Source organism: Saccharopolyspora sp. SCSIO 74807 (genome assembly GCF_037023755.1).
Lineage (GTDB): Bacteria > Actinomycetota > Actinomycetes > Mycobacteriales > Pseudonocardiaceae > Saccharopolyspora_C > Saccharopolyspora_C galaxeae.
In genome coordinates this window covers 6,271,727-6,290,000 of record NZ_CP146100.1, presented here as the reverse complement: position 1 = coordinate 6,290,000, position 18,274 = coordinate 6,271,727, and the positions used below count along the sequence as shown (strand labels likewise).

Below are 18,274 nucleotides of genomic sequence, written 5' to 3'. Positions count from 1 at the left end.
GGTGTGGACCCGAAGCGGGGTGATCTACCCATGGCCAGGGTGAAGCGCGGGTAAGACCGTGTGGAGGCCCGCACCCACCAGGGTTGAAAACCTGGGGGATGAGTTGTGGGTAGGGGTGAAAGGCCAATCAAACTCCGTGATAGCTGGTTCTCCCCGAAATGCATTTAGGTGCAGCGTTGCGTGGTTCCTGGGTGGGGTAGAGCACTGGTTGGTTGATGGGCCTTGTTGGTTACTGAAGTCAGCCAAACTCCGAATACGCCTGGGTTTAGCGTGGCAGTGAGACGGTGGGGGAGAAGCTTCATCGTCGAGAGGGAAACAGCCCAGAGCATCGGCTAAGGCCCCTAAGTGTGTGCTCAGTGGAAAAGGATGTGGGATTGCTGAGACAACCAGGAGGTTGGCTTAGAAGCAGCCATCCTTGAAAGAGTGCGTAATAGCTCACTGGTCAAGTGGTCCTGCGCCGATAATGTAGCGGGGCTGAAGTACACCGCCGAAGCCATGCCGATCATACTTTTGTGTGGTTGGGTAGGGGAGCGTCCTGCATGCAGGGAAGCATCCGGGTAACCGTGGTGTGGAGTGTGTGGGAGTGAGAATGCAGGCATGAGTAGCGAGTGCAGAGTGAGAATCTCTGCCGCCGAGTGACCAAGGGTTCCTGGGGCAGGTTCGTCCGCCCAGGGTGAGTCGGGGCCTAAGGCGAGGCCGACAGGCGTAGTCGATGGAGAACGGGTTGATATTCCCGTACCCGTGTACACGCGCCCATGGTGAAACGGTTGAGACTAACCATCCGCGAGCATTGGTGGTCTTCGGACTTCTGGTGTGAGTGCATGGGACCTGATGCCGGAGTAGTCAAGTGATGGGGTGACGTAGTGGGGTAGCTGTGCCAGTGAGTGGTGGTACTGGTGTAAGCCTGTAGCCCGTTGTCCAGGGAAATCCGGGCAACTATGTGGGTGAGGGGTGATGCGTAGCCGTGGTGGTGAAGTCAGTGTGCCCGTGCTGCCGAGAAAAGCCTCTAGCGATGTGTGTGCATGGCCCGTACCCGAAACCGACACAGGTGGTCCGGTAGAGGATACCGAGGCGGTCGGGTGAACTGTGGTTAAGGAATTCGGCAAATTGCCCCCGTAACTTCGGGAGAAGGGGGGCCAGTGCTGGTGAACCCGCGTGCCGGGGGAGCTGGTGGTGGCCGCAGAGGCCAGGGAGAAGCGACTGTTTACTAAAAACACAGGTCCGTGCGAAGTCGTAAGACGAGGTATACGGACTGACGCCTGCCCGGTGCTGGAACGTTAAGAGGACCTGTTACCTCTCTTTGGAGGGGGAAGCGGAGAATTTAAGCGCCAGTAAACGGCGGTGGTAACTATAACCATCCTAAGGTAGCGAAATTCCTTGTCGGGTAAGTTCCGACCTGCACGAATGGCGTAACGACTTCTCCGCTGTCTCGACCACAGGCCCGGTGAAATTGCAATATGAGTAAAGATGCTCGTTTCGCGCGGCAGGACGGAAAGACCCCGGGACCTTTACTATAGCTTGGTATTGGTGTTTGGTTCGGCTTGTGTAGGATAGGTGGGAGACTGGGAAGTGCTCACGCTAGTGGGTGTGGAGTCGTTGTTGAAATACCACTCTGGTCGTTCCGGGCATCTAACTCGGGTCCGTGATCCGGATCGGGGACAGTGCCTGGTGGGTAGTTTAACTGGGGCGGTTGCCTCCTAAAGGGTAACGGAGGCGCCCAAAGGTTCCCTCAGCTTGGTTGGTTATCAGGTGGTGAGTGTAAGTGCTCAAGGGGGCTTGACTGTGAGACTGACGGGTCGAGCAGGTGCGAAAGCAGGGACTAGTGATCCGGCACTGGCTGGTGGTAGTGGTGTCGCTCAACGGATAAAAGGTACCCCGGGGATAACAGGCTGATCTTGCCCAAGAGTTCATATCGACGGCATGGTTTGGCACCTCGATGTCGGCTCGTCGCATCCTGGGGCTGGAGTTGGTCCCAAGGGTTGGGCTGTTCGCCCATTAAAGCGGCACGCGAGCTGGGTTTAGAACGTCGTGAGACAGTTCGGTCCCTATCCGCCGCGCGCGTAGGAGTCGTGAGGAAGGCTGTCCCTAGTACGAGAGGACCGGGACGGACGGACCTCTGGTGTGCCAGTTGTTCCGCCAGGAGCAGGGCTGGTTGGCTATGTTCGGGAGGGATAACCGCTGAAAGCATCTAAGCGGGAAGCCTGTTCCAAGATGACGGTTCCCACCCTTGATGGGTTAAGGCCCCCTAGAGATGATGGGGTTGATAGGCTCGGCATGGAAGTTCGGTAACGGATGGAGTGGACGGGTACTAATAGGCCGAGGACTTGCCCACAGGGATGTCTCGTGTCCACTATATGGTGTCTGAGGCAACAACTCGTTGGTTGTTGTGTTTGACTTGTGAATATTGGTTTTCACCTTTGGTGAGCACACCCGTATGGGGTTTGGGTGTGTGTTGGTTTGTCGGTGGGTATAGCGGAGCGGGGTACGCCCGGTCCCATTCCGAACCCGGAAGCTAAGCCCTCCAGCGCCGATGGTACTGCACTTGTGTGGGTGTGGGAGAGTAGGACACCGCCGACAATACTCGAAATAGGGCCGACCGGGCCGCCCGTACGACGGGTGCGACCCGGTCGGTCTTTTTTGTTTCCCACCCGGATCTCGCGGTCTCATGGGCGTCTGCCCGTCCGGTGCGGGTGAGGTCTACGCTGGTTGTCAAGAGAGTTTGGAAGTTCCCAGGAGGTCTGGTGTCCGGGTCCGACGACACGCGCGGCGGTGGCCGCCGCGGAGCCGATGCCGGTCGCGGCGGTCCGGCCGGCAAGAAGGGGTCGGCCGGAGGCGGTCACGGCGGGCCTAAGCAAGATCGTGCAGGTGGCCGCCAAGGCCAAAACCGGGGCGGAAATAACCGCACCGGTGGTGACAAGTTCGGTGGGAAGCCGGGCAACGACGATCGTCGCGCACAAGGCCACAGGCAACGGCAGTTCGGCCAAAGTCGCGGTGAGCAGACGTGGGGCAAACCCGACGACCGGCAGAAGAGAGATCGCGGGGACGGTCGAGGGCGTCCAAGCGGTGACCGCGGCGGATTCCGCCGCGACGGGAAATTCGATGACAGGCGCGGCGGTTCGTCCGACAGGCGGGGCGGACCGCGCGAGGATCGGCGAGAAGCGCGCCGCGATGACCGCAAGGGGCCGGGCGGGCCCCGTCGTCACGACAGGCAGGACGACCGCGGTGGACGCCCCTTCGGCCGCGACGACCGGCGCAGCGGCCAAGGCGACTCCCGAGACGACCGTAAAGGTAAACCGAGGTTCGACGACCGGCGAGGGCGTCCGGAACAGAACCGCAGCCGCGGGGACCAGCATTCCGGCCGCCAGCAGGATGACCACCGCCGCAGCGATCGCGGCCCCGGTCCGAAACGCGACCATGGCGGACCCGGTCAGAACCGTGGCGGGTCTCCCCGCGACGGTGATCGGCGAGGGGAAGGCCGACGGGATGAGAACCGGCGGCCTGCCGACCGTCCCGGGAAGGACGATCGCTACGGAAAGCGTGGCGGTGACGGCCGCGAGGACCGGAGGCAGCGGTCCAGCACCGACCGGCCGCGGGGGAAAGACCGGCCGGATCGCAAAACGGGAAATGCGGCGAGCGCGGAACAGGAGACCAAACAGGTCCCGGACGCGCCGGAGCTGCCCGAAGACGTCGATTCCGCAGAACTGCACGAGGAAATCCGACGGGAGATGCGCTCGCTGCCGAAGGGTTTGGCGGACAAGGTCGCTGCGCATCTGGTCGCTGCGGGCAAGCTCATGGACACCGAACCGGAGCGGGCGCTCGAGCACGCGCGTTACGCGCGGCGCCGGGCCTCCCGGATCGGAGCGGTTCGCGAGGCCAACGGGCTCACGGCCTACCAGATGGGCGAGTGGACCGAGGCGTTGTCGGAACTGCGCGCGGCGCGGCGGATGGTCGGCGGCGTCGGCCACGTCGCGATCATGGCGGACTGCGAGCGTGCGCTGGGACGGGCAGAACGCGCTTTGGAACTGAGCCGCAGCCCCGAAGCAGCCGAGTTGACCGGGCAGGAAGCTGTGGAGCTGCGCATCGTTGCGGCGGGCGCGCGCCGGGACCTCGGCGAGATCGACGCTTCTGTGGTGAGCTTGCAGATCCCGGAGCTTGATCCGCAACGGCAAGAGCCGTGGAGTGCCCGTCTGTTCTACGCGTACGCCGACAATCTGCTCGCTGCCGACCGCGTGCAGGAGGCGTTCACCTGGTTCGTGCATGCCGCGCACGCCGACGACGAAACCGAGACCGATGCTCCGGAACGGTTGGACGAGCTTGTCGTCCAGCTCGGTGGTGCCGAAGCCGCGGAGGAACTCGTCGCTGAAGCGGAAGCGGTCGGGCCGCTTACCGTCATGAAGGACGTGGACGAGCCGGAGGACGACGCGGAACGAGCGCACGGGGCGACACCCTCGGACCGCTCGGAACAGTCCGGAGGTGGCGAGGCGCGGTGACCGGCTCTCTGCTCGAGAACCACGACGTGGTTCTGTTGGATCTCGATGGCACCGTCTACAGGGGCGGGCAGCTGGCTCCTGGGGCTGACGAAGCCATCGATGGTCTGCGTCGAGATGGTGTGCACGCGCGCTACGTCACGAACAACGCGTCGAAACCGGGGCAGGCCGTCGCCGATCACCTGAACTCACTCGGGCTCAGCGCTGACGTGACCGAGGTGAGCACCAGCGCGCAAGCAGGAGCTGCTCTGTTGGGGCAGCAGCTGTCCGCGGGTGCCAACGTTCTCGTGGTCGGGACGGATGCGCTGGCAGGGGAAATCGAGCACGTCGGCCTCACTCCGGTGCGGCGGTTCGAGGATAAGCCGGTCGCAGTGGTGCAGGGCCATTCGCCGGAGACCGCGTGGTGGAACCTGGCCGAAGCTTGTTTGGCGATCCGGGCCGGGGCGTTGTGGGTCGCCTCCAACTCCGATGCGACATTGCCGACCGAGCGCGGTGAACTGCCCGGCAACGGCGCCATGGTGACCGCCCTGCGCGCTGCAACCGGCCGGGAGCCGCAGGTCGCGGGCAAACCGGAACTGCCGCTATTGGAGCGTGCCGTGGCTTCCGCCGACGCGCGGCGCCCGTTGATGGTGGGAGATCGGTTGGACACCGACATTGCGGGCGCAGTCCGGTACGGGATGCCGTCACTGATGGTGTTCACCGGCGTGGGTACTCCGGCCGAGGTGTTGTTCGCACCACCCGACGCGCGCCCGGATCACTTGGCCGAGGACATGCGAGCTCTGTTCCGGCCGATCGATGACTCTGCGGTCGGCGAACAGCAGCAGTGGAAGGTCCGCGTCGGGGAACGCTCCTTGGAGCTCACGGCAAATGCCGCGGCTGGCGGCGGTGACCGGCTCACGGCGCTGCGCGCGTTGTGCGCTGCGTGGTGGGCGGCCGGTTCCGGCGAGGTCGCCTTGCAGGCGGGCGACGCGGAAGCGAGTCGGGCATTGCGGGAACTCGGTCTGGACTGACCCGGCCGGTTCCGCGCACCGGCCGCTGCGGTCGGATAGCGTTGACTTGGTCGCCGTGACATGCCCGGCGACGTCGCAACAGAGGCGGGAGACGATGACCTCTCCAGGGCAGCAGGGCGAACCCTCGGTGCCGAATCCGTCGATGTTGGCGAGGCAGGTGGACGACGGTTCCGCCGCCGAGCAGGCCATCAGCGCGGCCCTCGCACGCCTCGATGAGGTGCGTGAGCTGCCGGTGGCCGAACACGTCGAACGGTTCGAAGCGGTGCACTCGGCGTTGTCGGACGCGTTGAGCAAAGCCGAGAACATGCATTCCGGTCCGACCGGCGGTGGGTGAAGCAGTGCCACGCAGAGCGCGTTTGGACGCCGAACTGGTACGGCGTGGTTGGGCTCGGTCGCGTGAGCACGCCTCGGAACTCGTCGCCGCGGGCAGGGTGACCGTGCGCGGAATGGTGGCCAAGAAGTCCGCCACTGCCGTTGAGACCGCCGCGCCCATCGTCGTGAACGAGGACGTGGACGACCCGCGGTGGGCTTCCCGCGGAGCGCACAAGCTCTTGGGGGCACTAACGGCTTTCGAGCCCGAAGGTCTTTCGATCAGTGGTCGGCGTTGCCTCGACGCGGGCGCGTCGACCGGCGGATTCACCGACGTGCTGTTGCGACGCGACGCGCGCGAGGTCGTCGCTGTGGACGTCGGATACGGACAGCTCGTCTGGGCGTTGCAGACCGACGAGCGGGTCCGCGTGCAGGACCGCACGAACGTGCGCTCGCTGAGCCCGGAGGACATCGGTGGAAAGGTCGACCTCGTGGTGGCCGATCTGTCGTTCATCTCGCTCAAACTGGTCCTGCCCGCGCTGCACGCGTGCGCGGTGCAGGACGCCGACCTGGTGCTGATGATCAAGCCGCAGTTCGAGGTGGGCAAGCAACGCCTCGGATCCGGTGGAGTGGTGCGTGATCCGGGGCTGCGCACCGAAGCCGTCGTTGACGTCGTGCGCTTCGCCGCGGACAGCGGTCTGGGGTTGCGTGCTGTGGAAGCCAGCCCGCTGCCCGGACCGTCGGGAAACGTGGAGTTCTTCGTGTGGTTGCGGGCGGGCTCGAGCACCAGCGCTTCGGAAGCCACCGAGCTCGTGGTGGACGCGGTCCGCAGAGGACCGCAGACTGCGAACAACGGCGGTGTCACCGACGCCGCAGCTGTCGCGAACACGTCCGATGAGCGGCAAGGGAGCGGTAGTTGACCCGAGAAGTGCTGTTGGTGGTGCACACCGGCAGGCAGCACAACCTGCGCACGGCGGAGAAGGTCGCGGGACAGCTCGTCGGCGCCGGGGTGCGGGTCCGGGTCCTGGAGGACGAGGCGCGCGAGCTCAGCCCGGGCTGCTACACCGAGGCCGTGCCCACCGGACTGCACGCCGCTGCCGGCACCGAGTTGGTGTTCGTCCTCGGTGGCGATGGCACCTTGTTGCGAGCCGCGGAGTTGGCGAGGCTGCCAGGAGTGCCCGTTTTCGGGGTGAACCTGGGCCGGGTGGGGTTCCTGGCCGGGGCGGACTCGGATGCGCTGGACCAGGCGGTGCTGGCTGTCGTCGAAGGGCGCTACCACGTCGAGGAACGCATGACCATCGATGTCACTGCGATGCTCGACGGTCGCGTGCTCGCCACTACGTGGGCGTTGAACGAGGCCAGCGTCGAGAAGAGCAGCCGGGAACGCATCCTCGACGCCGTCGTGGAGGTCGACGGCCAACCGGTCTCGGCTTTCGGCTGCGACGGGGTGCTGTGCTCCACCCCGACCGGATCGACGGCCTATGCGTTCTCCGCCGGTGGTCCGGTCGTCTGGCCCGAAGTGCAGGCATTGCTCGTGGTTCCCAGCAATGCGCACGCGCTGTTCGCGCGACCGTTGGTGGTGTCCCGGAACTCGACGCTCGCGCTGGAGATCGATCAGGCCGGCCACGACGCGGTGCTGTGCTGTGACGGGCAACGGCACTTCGACCTGCCGGCGGGCGCCAGGGTGGAGGTCGTCGCCGGTGCCAACCCGCTGCGCCTGGTCCGGTTGTACGACGCGTCCTTCACCGAACGCTTGGTGCGCAAGTTCGAGTTGCCGGTGCAGGGATGGCGCGGGCCCGCGGCGGATTGAACGCCCGTGACCGGCGGCGGAGGTAGTGGCCGACTCACCGCTCCGTTCGGGTTGGCCGCGTTGATCGGACTGGCACCCCTCAGCCGGTCGGGGCGGACCGCTAGGGTGCTCGATGTGTTGGCGGAGATGCGCATCCAGGGACTGGGCGTCATCGATGACGCCACGCTCGAGCTGCACCCGGGATTGACCGTGGTGACCGGTGAGACCGGGGCGGGCAAAACGATGGTGGTCACGGGGCTGCACCTGCTCAGCGGCGGGCGTGCCGACGCGTCGCGGGTCCGGTCCGACACCCCTCGAGCGCTGGTGGAGGGACGTTTCGAGGTCACCGCGGACTCGGGCGCCGTCAAGGTCGCGCGAGAGGCCGGTGCCGAACCCGACGAGGACGGCAGTCTCCTCGCACTGCGCAGTGTGAACTCGGACGGTCGTTCGCGCGCGCACCTGGGAGGACGGGCGGTGCCGAACGCGGTGCTGTCCGATCTTTCCGACCAGCTGCTGGCCGTGCACGGGCAGAACGATCAGCTCCGGTTGCTGCGCCCCGGTGAGCAGCGCGCGGCGTTGGACCGTTTCGCGGGTGAGCCGGTCGCCTCCGCGCTGGCCGAGTACCAGCGGGTCCGTGCCGAGTGGACCGAGGTGGTCCGCGAGCTCAAGGAGCGCACCGAGCGCGCTCAGGAATGGGCGCGGGAGGCGGACCTGCTGCGGCACGGCCTGTCCGAGATCGACGCCGTCGCTCCGGAGCGGGGAGAGGATCAGGCTCTGGTCGACGAAGCCCGCCGGCTTTCGGACGTCGATCAGCTGCGCGAGATCGCCACCGGCGCACAGCAAGCGGTCAGCGGTGCTGCGGACGGCGACCCGGAAGCCCCCGGTGCCATGGGGATGCTCGGGGACGCGCGGCGCAGGCTCGGCGGTGCTGAGGACCCGGCGCTGCGCGACTTGGAACCTCGGGTCGCCGAAGCCGCCGCGGTGCTGGCCGATGTCGGCGCCGAGCTCGGCGGTTACCTGGACCGGCTGGAGGTCGACCCGGGTCGGCTGGAGCAGGTGCTGGCACGCCAAGCCGAGCTCAAGAACCTGACGAAGAAGTACGCCGCCGACGTCGACGGGGTTCTGGAATGGGCCGCGGAGGCGCGTAACCGGCTGGCGGGGATGGACACCTCCGAAGAGGCGCTGGCCGAACTCGCGGGACGCCGCGATGAGTTGGCCGGTGAACTCGCACAGCACGGCCAGGCGCTGTCGGACGCTCGCGTCGAGGCTGCGAGCGGACTCGCGGAGTCGGTCTCCGCGGAACTGTCCGGGCTGGCCATGGCACAGGCCCGGCTGGAGGTCGTCGTGGAGCCGAAGGAGGCCAACGCCGACGATCGATCGGCGCTGCGCGTCGGGGACCGGACGTTGACGGCCGGCCCGGAGGGCACCGACGAGGTGGAACTGCGCCTGGTCGCGCATTCGGGCGCGCCGGCACTGCCGATTCACAAGGGGGCTTCGGGCGGCGAACTCTCCCGCGTGATGCTCGCGCTGGAAGTGGTGCTTGCCGACGCCGACACGGTGCCGACGCTGGTGTTCGACGAGGTCGATGCCGGGGTGGGTGGCCGCGCCGCAGTGGAGATCGGTCGGCGGCTGGCCCGATTGGCCCGCACGCACCAAGTCATCGTCGTCACGCACCTCGCGCAGGTCGCCGCGTACGCCGATCGGCACCTCGTGGTCGACAAGGGTTCCAACGACACGGGACTGACTCGCAGCGACGTGCGCACCGTGGCGGACGAGCGCCGAGTGGCCGAACTCGCCCGGATGCTGGCGGGCCTGGACTCGACCGCGACCGGCCGCGCGCACGCGGAGGAGTTGCTGGCGACTGCGGCCTCGGACAAGGCGGATACCGGCAGTGGCCAGGGAAGCGGCAAGAGCAAGGGGACGCGTAAGCGCAGCCGCTGATCTCGTTGCTCCGTTCAGGGCAGTGAAATATCGGTGAACGGCGGTACCGGTACGGCGTGGCGGTCCTGCGTTCGGTGATCTGTTTGTCACCATCGGTTCATGAAGATCAGTGGTCTCCTCACCCGCCAGGAGGACAGCCGTCCTGGTGTGGCCGGGACGGCGCGGGTAGCGCACCGTCCCGGCGAACTGCCGCGGCGGTTCGGCCCGGGCGACGTCGTCGTGTTCGATCACGTGGACCTCGATCGCCGCACCGCGGACGCCTTGGTCGAAGCCGGTGTGGTGGGGGTGGTCAACGCCGCGCCGTCGATCTCGGGACGCTTCCCCAACCTGGGGCCGGAGGTCCTCTCCGGCGCGGACGTCACCCTGATCGACGACGTCGGTTCGGACGTCCTGCGATCGGTCAAGGACGGCGCGCGCATTCGGTTGCACGAGGGCGTGGTGTACTCCGGCGACGAGGAACTCGCCTACGGCCAGGAACAGGACGCGGACTCGATCGCGGATCAGCTCATCGAGGCCAAGGCCGGGATGACCGCGCAGTTGGAAGCTTTCTCCGCCAACACCATCGAGTTCTTGCGCACCGAGCGGATGCTGATCCTGGACGGGATCGGGGTTCCGGACGTGAGCGTGCCGATGGAAGGCCGCCACGTGCTCGTGCTGGCGCCCGGCTACGGGCACGTCGACGACCTCAAACGGCTCAAGCGGTACATCAAGCATTACCGCCCGGTGCTGATCGGAGTGGACACCGGAGCGGACACGCTGCGACGTGCCGGATATCACCCCGACGTGGTCGTCGGTGACCCCAACGGCATCGAGACGGCCACCCTCAAACGGGGCACCGAAGTGGTCGTTCCCGCTCATGTCGACGGACACGCTCCCGGCATCGAGCGCATCCAGGACCTGGGTATCGGTGCGTTGACGTTCCCGGCCTCCGGCAATCCCGAAGACTTGGCCTTGCTGATCGCGGATGCTCGTGCGGCGCAGCTGGTGGTGACCGTGGGGTTCCAGGCGACCCTGCACGAGTTCCTGGACCGGGGTCGCTCCGGATCGAACCCGTCCACGTTCCTGACCCGGTTGCGGCTGGGCAGCAGGCTCGTCGACGGGTCGGCCGTTGCGGTCTTGCAGCGCGGGACCGGCTCGAATGCAGCGCTTCTGCTGCTGGTGCTGGCCGTGCTCGCGGTCGTGTTCATCGCGCTGGCGGCATCGGGATTCGGGACCTCGTTCCTCGCCGTGCTGCAGGATGCCGGGCAGTCCGCGCTCGCGTTGGTGAAGGGGTGGTTCGTGTGATCTCGATGCGGCATCACCTGGTTTCGTTGGCCGCGGTGTTCCTGGCACTGGCGGTCGGGATCGTGCTCGGGTCGACGTCGTTGAGCGACCGGTTGCTGTCCCACGTCGGTAGCGAGCGGGATTCCCTGAGCCATCAGGTCGGCGAGCTGAGCGCCGAACGCACGGCGTTGCAAGCGCGCCTCGACGGAGCGCGGCGCTTCAGCGCCGCGACGGCTCCGATGGCGGTGCGGGGTCAGCTCGCCGACCGCGGAGTCGTCCTGGTCAGCTCGTGGGACGTTCCACAACAGGAGCGGGACGGCGCGCGCCGCATGATCGAGGCGGCGGGCGGCCGCGTGACCGGTGATATGCAGCTCACCGAGGCGGTCGCCGCACCGGACCGTGCGGACCAGTTGCGCCGGGTGGTCACCCGGTTGCTGCCCGCCGGGGTGCAGCTGCCGACCGCGACGGATCTCGGCACGCTCACGGGCGGGTTGCTGGGGCCGCTGACCATGCTGGACCAGGCGACCGGACAGCCTCAGGTCTCCCCGGAAGAGCGGTCGGCCGCCCTGGGCGGGTTGAGCGAAGGCGGGTTCGCCACGGCCTCCGGCGAGGTCCAGCCCGCGCCGCTGGCCCTGGTCCTGACCGGCGGTGCGGAACGCGGAGATGACGCGGGAAGCCGTGCGAGCGTGGTGGCCCGCCTGGCGACTCAGCTCGACCGCTCGGGATCCGGAGCTGTACTCGCCGGCCGTTCCGGGTCCGCAGCCGGCGCCGGCGCGGTCGGGGTTGCCAGGGCGGACTCGTCGACGGCCGCCGCGCTCTCCACAGTGGACGATGTGGAGACCCCGCAGGGGATGGCGGCCGCTGTGCTCGCGTTGCGCGAGCAGCTCGACCATCGAGCCGGGCACTACGGCGTCGCGGGTACCGCGCAAGGCGTGGTGCCCGGCGCCAGGGACTGAGGCCCGGTCCGCAGCGAGTGCCGGGCGCGGGTAGCGCGGTCCGAGGCTTGCGCCGGGCGGCGCGTACGCGAGCGCGCCGCCCGGCCGGACGGTCCGGCGCGCGGCGGCCGGGCGCCGCGCCCAGGGGAGGGGCCGGGCGCGGGATTCCAGCCGGGCGCCGGACCGGGTTCGGGAGGTCATGCCGTCCAGGATGGCCGAAGAATTATTCGAAATGCCATAATTCGATCAGGTGGCATTCCTGGACGTTGCCCCATCTGCCGACCCAAGATCAAGGCATGGACGAAACGCAAACCGAGCGGCAGCGGACCAGTCCCACGGTCCGGCGTCACATGCTTGCCGCCGAGCTGAAAGAACTGCGCCGGGCGGCCGGGCTGACGCACGTCGATGTCGCCGACCGCTTGGGTTGGCCGCAGGCGAAGGTCAGCAAGATCGAAGGGTCGCGGCAGGCGGTCGGAGTCGAGGCGGTCATCGCCCTCGCGGACATCTGTCACGCCGAAGGCCGGCACCGGGAGCACCTGGTCTCACTCGCCCACCAAGCGCGCGGGCGCGGATGGTGGGACTCGTATCGCGACGTGCTACCGCCCGAAGACAGGCTCTACATCGGCTTCGAGGCCGAAGCCGCCGACGTGCGCGTCTTCGGTACCGAGGTGCTGCCGGAGCTGGTGCGTACCCGGGATTACGCAGCCGCCGTGCTTGCGGCTCGCCGATCTGCCGAACCCGCGGCGGACTCCGAGCGCTCGCTCGAGGCGCTGGAGATCCGTCAGCGGAACTTGGACAGCGGCGGCGTGCCGCTCGACCTCGTACTTGCGGAGTCGGCGTTGCGAAGGGTGGTCGGCGGCCCGGACGTGCTTCGCGGCCAGTGGGACCGTCTGCTGGAGATCGCGGCGAGGGCTGAGGTGACGCTTCGGGTGCTGCCGTTCGCCGCCGGTGCCTTGGCGGCCGACGGCTCGTTCACCGTGCTGTCCTTCGGTGCGGACTCACCTCCGGCCGTGGTGTATCGACCAGCCTTGGCCGTCCGGCCGTTGCTGGACTCGCCCACGGACGTGCAGGTCCACCAGGATGCCTTCGACCAGCTTGTCGAGTCGGCCCTCGACCCGGAGGAGTCGGTGCGCTTGCTGGAGAAGGAGGTGGACCGGACCAAAGCCTGAACGGTGCGAAGCAGGCGTTCGAAGAGCCTCGAGCAGTGCACCTTTGGCGGTTGACCAGCAGTGGTCAACGTGCTCAAAGCCATCCGGGCTGCCGTGTACCCGAAGTTCATCGTGCGTTAGGCTGAAATCCCGTGGGTGAGACGGATTCGGCCGTCCTGCCTGTGCACGTTCACTTCAGCCCGGCGACGGCTTGACCACGGGGAGCCTTCTTGGTGCCGCAAGCACGCACGATCAAGCACGTGTTCGTTACCGGAGGTGTGGCCTCCTCCCTGGGCAAGGGCCTTACCGCTTCCAGTCTGGGCGAACTCCTGACCTCCCGCGGTTTGCGGGTGACGATGCAGAAGCTCGACCCCTACCTCAACGTTGACCCCGGAACGATGAACCCGTTCCAGCACGGCGAGGTCTTCGTGACCGAGGACGGCGCCGAGACCGACCTGGACATCGGGCACTACGAGCGGTTCCTCGACCGGGACCTGACGCGGAACGCGAACGTGACGACCGGTCAGGTCTACTCAGCGGTGATCGCCAAAGAACGCCGCGGTGAGTACCTGGGTGACACCGTGCAGGTCATCCCGCACATCACGGATCACATCAAAACGCGGATCCGGGCGATGGCCGAGCCGGATGAGGACGGGCGTACGCCCGACGTGGTCATCACCGAGGTGGGCGGCACCGTGGGGGACATCGAGTCGCTGCCGTTCCTGGAGGCATGCCGCCAGGTGCGGCACGACGTCGGCCGGGACAACTGCTTCTTCCTGCACGTGTCGCTGGTGCCGTACCTGGCGCCGTCCGGGGAGCTGAAGACGAAGCCGACGCAGCACTCGGTCGCGGCCCTGCGCAACATCGGGATCCAGCCGGATGCGCTGGTCTGCCGGGCCGATCGGGACCTTCCCGATGACCTGAAACGCAAGATCGCGTTGATGTGCGACGTCGACTCGGACGGTGTGGTGGCCTGCCCGGACGCACCGTCGATCTACGACATCCCCCGGGTGCTGCACTCCGAGGGACTGGACGCCTACCTGGTGCGCCGTCTCGGACTGCCGTTCCGGGACGTCGACTGGGCGGTGTGGGGCGACCTGCTGGACCGCGTGCACAAACCCAGCGAGCACGTGCGAATCGCGCTGGTGGGCAAGTACGTCGACCTGCCGGATGCTTACCTCTCGGTGACCGAGGCGTTGCGCGCCGGTGGTTTCGCCCACCGGGCGAAGGTGGAGATCGCGTGGGTGCCTTCGGACACCTGCGAGACCGAGTCCGGTGCCGCGCACGCCCTGGCAGGGATGGACGCCGTGCTCGTCCCGGGTGGCTTCGGGGTCCGCGGTATCGAGGGCAAGGTCGGGGTCATCCGGTACGCCCGCACGCACGGCATTCCGACCCTCGGGTTGTGCCTCGGCCTGCAGTGCATGGTCATCGAGACGGCGCGGGCGCTCGGCGAGCTGCAGCGGGCGAACTCCACCGAGTTCGAGGAACCGTGCCAGCACCCGGTGATCAGCACGATGGCCGATCAGCACGACGTCCTCTCCGGGAACAAGGACATGGGCGGCACGATGCGGCTGGGTGCCTACCCGGCCAAGCTGCAGGCGGGCTCACTGGTGGCGGAGGCTTACGGCACCACCGAGATCGCGGAACGGCACCGGCATCGCTACGAGGTCAACAACGCCTACCGCGACCGGTTGAGCAAGGCGGGCGTGGTCTTCTCCGGCACTTCCCCGGACGAACGGCTCGTGGAATTCGTGGAGCTTCCGCGGGAGGAACACCCGTTCTTCGTCGGCACCCAGGCGCACCCCGAGCTCAAGAGCCGGCCGACCCGCCCGCACCCGTTGTTCGCGGCGTTCGTCCGTGCGGCCGTCGATTACCAGGCGGCGGAACGCCTCCCCGTCGAGCTGGCCGACAGCGTTCAGGCAGGGGCCTGATCCATCCGTAGGCTGGCGGCGTGAGCAGCACGGAGAACGCGGGCGCGAACGAGATCGAGCGGACCGGCGGCACGCATCGCTTCAGCACCGTGGCGACCGAGGACGTGTACGTCGGCAAGATCCTGGCGTTGCGGGCGGACGAGGTGGCCATGCCCGGCGGTGTGCAGGCACGCCGCGAGGTGGTCGAGCACCTGGGCGCGGTGTCGGTGGTCGTGCTCGACGACGCCGACCAGGTCGTGTTGATCCACCAGTACCGCTATCCGTTGGGTCGGCGGTTGTGGGAGTTGCCTGCGGGACTGCTCGATGTCGCCGGTGAAGACCCGTTGCACACCGCGCAGCGGGAATTGGCCGAAGAGGTCGGTCTGGCCGCCGAGTCCTGGTCGGTGCTCGCGGACATCGCCTCGTCGCCGGGCTTCACCGACCAGAGCGAGCGGATCTTCCTCGCTCGGGGGTTGTCCGATGTGCAGCGCCCGGACGCCACCGGTGATGAGGAAGCCGACCTGGTGATTCGCCGCTTCCCGTTCGACGAGGCGGTGCGCATGGTCTTCGCCGGTGAGATCGTCAACGCTCCGGCGGTCACCGGTCTGCTCGCCGCGCACGCGGTGCGGGCGGGCGCGCAGCCAAGGCCGCCCGAAGCGGAGTGGCAGGATCGTCCGCACAGCCTTGCCAAGAGGCTGCACGGGTAACTCGGTTCAAGAGCTCAGGCGGCGTCCCGCTGCGTCGGTGCTGTCTGTGTTGGCCAGCAGCACGATTCCGTCGATGAAGCACCAGATCGCGGCTATCGCACTGGTAAGGCCGAAGGTCAACAGCCCGAAGAAGAACAGCAGGAGTTGCGCGATGGCTGTGCCGGTGTGGCCGGTGTAGAACCGCCCCACGCCGAATGGCAGCACGATCTGCAGCACACCGGCCGTGATCCGGGACTTGCCCGACCGGATGAGCGCGTCGTACCCGGGGTAAGGGGTCGGGCGGTACGGGAGCGGTGGTCCCGGCGCTTGTGCCTGCGGTGGCGCAGGCAGACCCATCGGGCGTGGCCCCGGCAGGTCGGCGAACAGCGCCATCAGATCGTTGCGGGTAACGGCGCGGAGAGCTCGATCGAGCCGTTCCTCGTACTCGACCACGGTCAGCCGACTTTTTGCGAAGTGTTCGCCGAGGGCTTGCGAAGCCTGTGACCGTTCCTCGTCGCCGATCCGCATTTGGCCGGGATCCCGTGGTTGGCTCACCCGGAACACGGTAGACCGATTCATCCGGGCACGGTGTCGATTCCGCGAGACTGTGTCGGTGCTGTCCGGTTCTTCCCTGGTGAGCGACGAGATCGTGAACTCGCTGCGGGAGTTTCACTGGAATGGGGGACAATCGGTGCCCATGCGGATCGTTCCTCGCGCATCACGGTTTCTTAGGCTGCAGCTGGTTCGTTCCAGGCACGGAGGAGGTCGGTGGTGAAAGCCTCCGAAGGACTTCCCGAGGGGCTGCGCGCCGCCTTCGCCGGATATTTGGACCATTTGGCGGTCGAGCGGGGGACCGCGCGCAGCACGCTCGATTCCTACGCGCGCGATTTGCGGCGTTATGGGGCACATCTGGCGGAGTCGGGTGTTCATGAGTTGCGCGAGGTCGGGGCGGGGCACCTGGCCGAATTCACCGCCGAACTCCGTGAAGGTGCTGCGCAGCGGCCTGCGCTCGCGCAATCTTCGGCGGCTCGGGCGCTTGTGGCGGTGCGCGGGCTGCACCGGTTCGCACACGCGGAGGGCTGGGTCGAAGCCGACGTGGCGCGGGAGGTGTCGCCGCCTACGCCTTCACGTCGGTTGCCGAAGGCGTTGCCGGTGGATGAGGTGCTGCGACTGCTCGACAACGCGGCCGGGCAGGACGGGCGCGGACTGCGGGATCGTGCGTTGCTGGAATTGCTGTATTCGTCCGGCGCTCGAATCTCCGAGGCCGTGGGTCTGGACGTCGACGATGTCGACTCCGGCGAACGGACGGTGCTGCTCAACGGCAAGGGCGGCCGGCAGCGGATCGTGCCGGTCGGGCGCCCCGCGCTGGAAGCGTTGCAGGCGTACCTCGTGCGCTCCCGTCCGACGCTGGCCGGGCGCGGGCGGGGGACGTCGGCGGTGTTCCTGAATTCCCGCGGCGGCAGGTTGTCGCGGCAGAGCGCTTGGAACACGTTGAAGACTGCGGCGGAGCGTGCGGGGATCACCCGTGAGGTTTCCCCGCACGTGCTGCGCCATTCGTTCGCGACGCACCTGCTGGAGGGCGGTGCCGACGTGCGCGTCGTGCAGGAGCTGCTCGGGCACGCCTCGGTCACGACGACGCAGGTCTACACGCTGGTCACGGTGAACACGCTGCGTGAGGTGTACGCCACCGCGCATCCCCGCGCGCTCAGCGCTGGGTCTTGACCACGACCGGGTGTGGTGGGCCGCATTTCGCGGGCCCCTCGGCGAGGCGCGTTGCCGCTGGTCGAGAATGCCACTTAGGCTTCGTCCGATCGGTATGATCGTCACCGGCAGACAAGGAGTCCTAGCGCCATGTCGACACCGCAGCCCTCCGCCGAAGGGCGGTCCCGGGGCGCGGTCGACCTGAGCATCGCCCCGGAGAAGCCCGGTGTCGCGGGTGACGCGGCCGAGTTGGACCAGGATGGCAACGTCGGCCCGACCGGCAGGCCGCGCAGGCACATTCCCGAGCCGCCGCTGCTGGATCGGCACGGCCCGGCCTCGGTGCTGGCCATGTGCAACCAGAAGGGCGGCGTCGGCAAGACCACGTCGACGATCAACCTGGGTGCTGCGCTGGCCGAGTACGGCCGGCGGGTGCTGCTGGTGGACTTCGATCCGCAGGGCGCGCTTTCGGTCGGCCTCGGGGTGCAGCCGCACCAACTCGAGCAGACGATCTACAACGTGATCATGGAACGCTCCGTGAAGGTCCAGGACGTGGTGCGCTCGACCACGGTGGAGGGCATGGACCTGCTGCCGAGCAACATCGACCTCTCCGCCGCCGAAGTGCAACTGGTCGCCGAGGTGGGCCGGGAGCAGACGCTGGGCCGGGTGCTGTACCCGGCGATGAAGGAGTACGACTTCATCCTGGTCGACTGCCAGCCGTCGCTGGGCCTGCTCACGGTCAACGCGCTGGCCGCCGCGGACGGCGTGGTCATCCCGCTGGAGTGCGAGTTCTTCAGCCTGCGCGGGGTCGCGCTGCTGATCGACACGATCGAGAAGGTCCAGGAGCGGCTGAACCCGAAGTTGGAGATCAGCGGCATCCTGGCGACCATGTTCGACCCTCGCACGCTGCATTCGCGGGAAGTGATGTCCCGCGTGGTGGAGGCGTTCGGGGACATCGTGTTCGACAGCGTGATCAACCGCACCGTCCGGTTCCCGGAGACGACGGTCGCGGGAGAGCCGATCACCCGCTGGGCGCCGCGTTCGGCGGGGGCGCAGGCTTACCGCTCGCTGGCGCGCGAGGTGATCGCGCGGTGATCC

The 18,274-nt window shown here is 67.5% G+C and carries 15 protein-coding genes and 2 rRNA genes (1 of these 17 only partly in view); 15 read left to right on the top strand and 2 right to left on the bottom strand.

Annotated features, from left to right (window positions below; all coding sequences use genetic code 11):
* Positions 1 to 2,332 (top strand): 23S ribosomal RNA (locus V1457_RS28785) (it extends 753 nt beyond the left edge of the window).
* 127 nt (positions 2,333 to 2,459) lie between these two features.
* Positions 2,460 to 2,577 (top strand): 5S ribosomal RNA (gene rrf, locus V1457_RS28780).
* Between the two features lie 86 nt (positions 2,578 to 2,663).
* On the opposite strand, the gene V1457_RS28775 is transcribed toward rrf, so the two are convergent.
* Positions 2,664 to 3,707 carry a hypothetical protein gene (locus V1457_RS28775; RefSeq protein ID WP_338598259.1) on the bottom strand — a complete coding sequence of 348 codons (1,044 nt, stop codon included), beginning with the start codon at positions 3,705 to 3,707 and terminating at the stop codon, positions 2,664 to 2,666.
* Between the two features lie 18 nt (positions 3,708 to 3,725).
* Between V1457_RS28775 and V1457_RS28770 the strand changes: the two genes are divergently transcribed.
* The 11 genes from V1457_RS28770 to V1457_RS28720 all read left to right on the top strand — a co-directional run bounded on the left by V1457_RS28770 (position 3,726) and on the right by V1457_RS28720 (position 15,499).
* Positions 3,726 to 4,490: a hypothetical protein gene (locus tag V1457_RS28770; protein ID WP_338598256.1), complete on the top strand. Its 765-nt coding sequence runs from the start codon at positions 3,726 to 3,728 to the stop codon at positions 4,488 to 4,490.
* A complete protein-coding gene (locus V1457_RS28765; protein ID WP_338598253.1) occupies positions 4,487 to 5,497 on the top strand; it encodes an HAD-IIA family hydrolase in 1,011 nt (336 codons plus the stop codon). The genes V1457_RS28770 and V1457_RS28765 overlap by 4 nt, the downstream gene beginning before the upstream one ends.
* Positions 5,498 to 5,591: 94 nt before the next feature.
* Complete coding sequence (locus V1457_RS28760; RefSeq protein ID WP_295145937.1) at positions 5,592 to 5,831, top strand: hypothetical protein; 240 nt, start codon at positions 5,592 to 5,594, stop codon at positions 5,829 to 5,831.
* A gap of 4 nt (positions 5,832 to 5,835) precedes the next feature.
* Entirely contained in the window at positions 5,836 to 6,726 is an 891-nt protein-coding gene (locus tag V1457_RS28755; RefSeq protein WP_338598250.1) for a TlyA family RNA methyltransferase, read from the top strand.
* Positions 6,723 to 7,616 carry an NAD kinase gene (locus V1457_RS28750; protein ID WP_200073036.1) on the top strand — a complete coding sequence of 298 codons (894 nt, stop codon included), beginning with the start codon at positions 6,723 to 6,725 and terminating at the stop codon, positions 7,614 to 7,616. Before V1457_RS28755 ends, V1457_RS28750 begins: the two co-directional genes overlap by 4 nt.
* Before the next feature lie 114 nt (positions 7,617 to 7,730).
* A complete protein-coding gene (gene recN / locus V1457_RS28745) occupies positions 7,731 to 9,536 on the top strand; it encodes a DNA repair protein RecN (RefSeq protein ID WP_338605144.1) in 1,806 nt (601 codons plus the stop codon).
* A 99-nt stretch (positions 9,537 to 9,635) separates the two neighbouring features.
* A complete protein-coding gene (gene steA, locus V1457_RS28740; RefSeq protein ID WP_295145930.1) occupies positions 9,636 to 10,820 on the top strand; it encodes a putative cytokinetic ring protein SteA in 1,185 nt (394 codons plus the stop codon).
* Positions 10,817 to 11,755 (top strand): copper transporter, encoded by a 939-nt coding sequence (locus V1457_RS28735; protein WP_338598246.1) that lies wholly within the window; start codon positions 10,817 to 10,819, stop codon positions 11,753 to 11,755. The genes steA and V1457_RS28735 overlap by 4 nt, the downstream gene beginning before the upstream one ends.
* Before the next feature lie 275 nt (positions 11,756 to 12,030).
* Positions 12,031 to 12,903 carry a helix-turn-helix transcriptional regulator gene (locus V1457_RS28730; RefSeq protein WP_338598243.1) on the top strand — a complete coding sequence of 291 codons (873 nt, stop codon included), beginning with the start codon at positions 12,031 to 12,033 and terminating at the stop codon, positions 12,901 to 12,903.
* 212 nt (positions 12,904 to 13,115) lie between these two features.
* Positions 13,116 to 14,813: a CTP synthase gene (locus tag V1457_RS28725; RefSeq protein WP_407074732.1), complete on the top strand. Its 1,698-nt coding sequence runs from the start codon at positions 13,116 to 13,118 to the stop codon at positions 14,811 to 14,813.
* Positions 14,814 to 14,833: 20 nt separating this feature from the next.
* Complete coding sequence (locus V1457_RS28720; protein ID WP_307850291.1) at positions 14,834 to 15,499, top strand: NUDIX hydrolase; 666 nt, start codon at positions 14,834 to 14,836, stop codon at positions 15,497 to 15,499.
* A gap of 6 nt (positions 15,500 to 15,505) precedes the next feature.
* Here the strand turns inward: V1457_RS28720 and V1457_RS28715 are convergent, their stop codons facing one another.
* Positions 15,506 to 16,006 (bottom strand): DUF1707 domain-containing protein, encoded by a 501-nt coding sequence (locus V1457_RS28715; RefSeq protein WP_200073032.1) that lies wholly within the window; start codon positions 16,004 to 16,006, stop codon positions 15,506 to 15,508.
* 243 nt (positions 16,007 to 16,249) lie between these two features.
* Between V1457_RS28715 and xerD the strand changes: the two genes are divergently transcribed.
* Positions 16,250 to 17,200, top strand: coding sequence for a site-specific tyrosine recombinase XerD (gene xerD / locus V1457_RS28710; protein ID WP_200073031.1), 951 nt, complete (start codon positions 16,250 to 16,252; stop codon positions 17,198 to 17,200).
* A 129-nt stretch (positions 17,201 to 17,329) separates the two neighbouring features.
* Entirely contained in the window at positions 17,330 to 18,271 is a 942-nt protein-coding gene (locus V1457_RS28705; protein ID WP_200073030.1) for a ParA family protein, read from the top strand.
* The last annotated feature ends 3 nt before the right edge of the window (positions 18,272 to 18,274 follow it).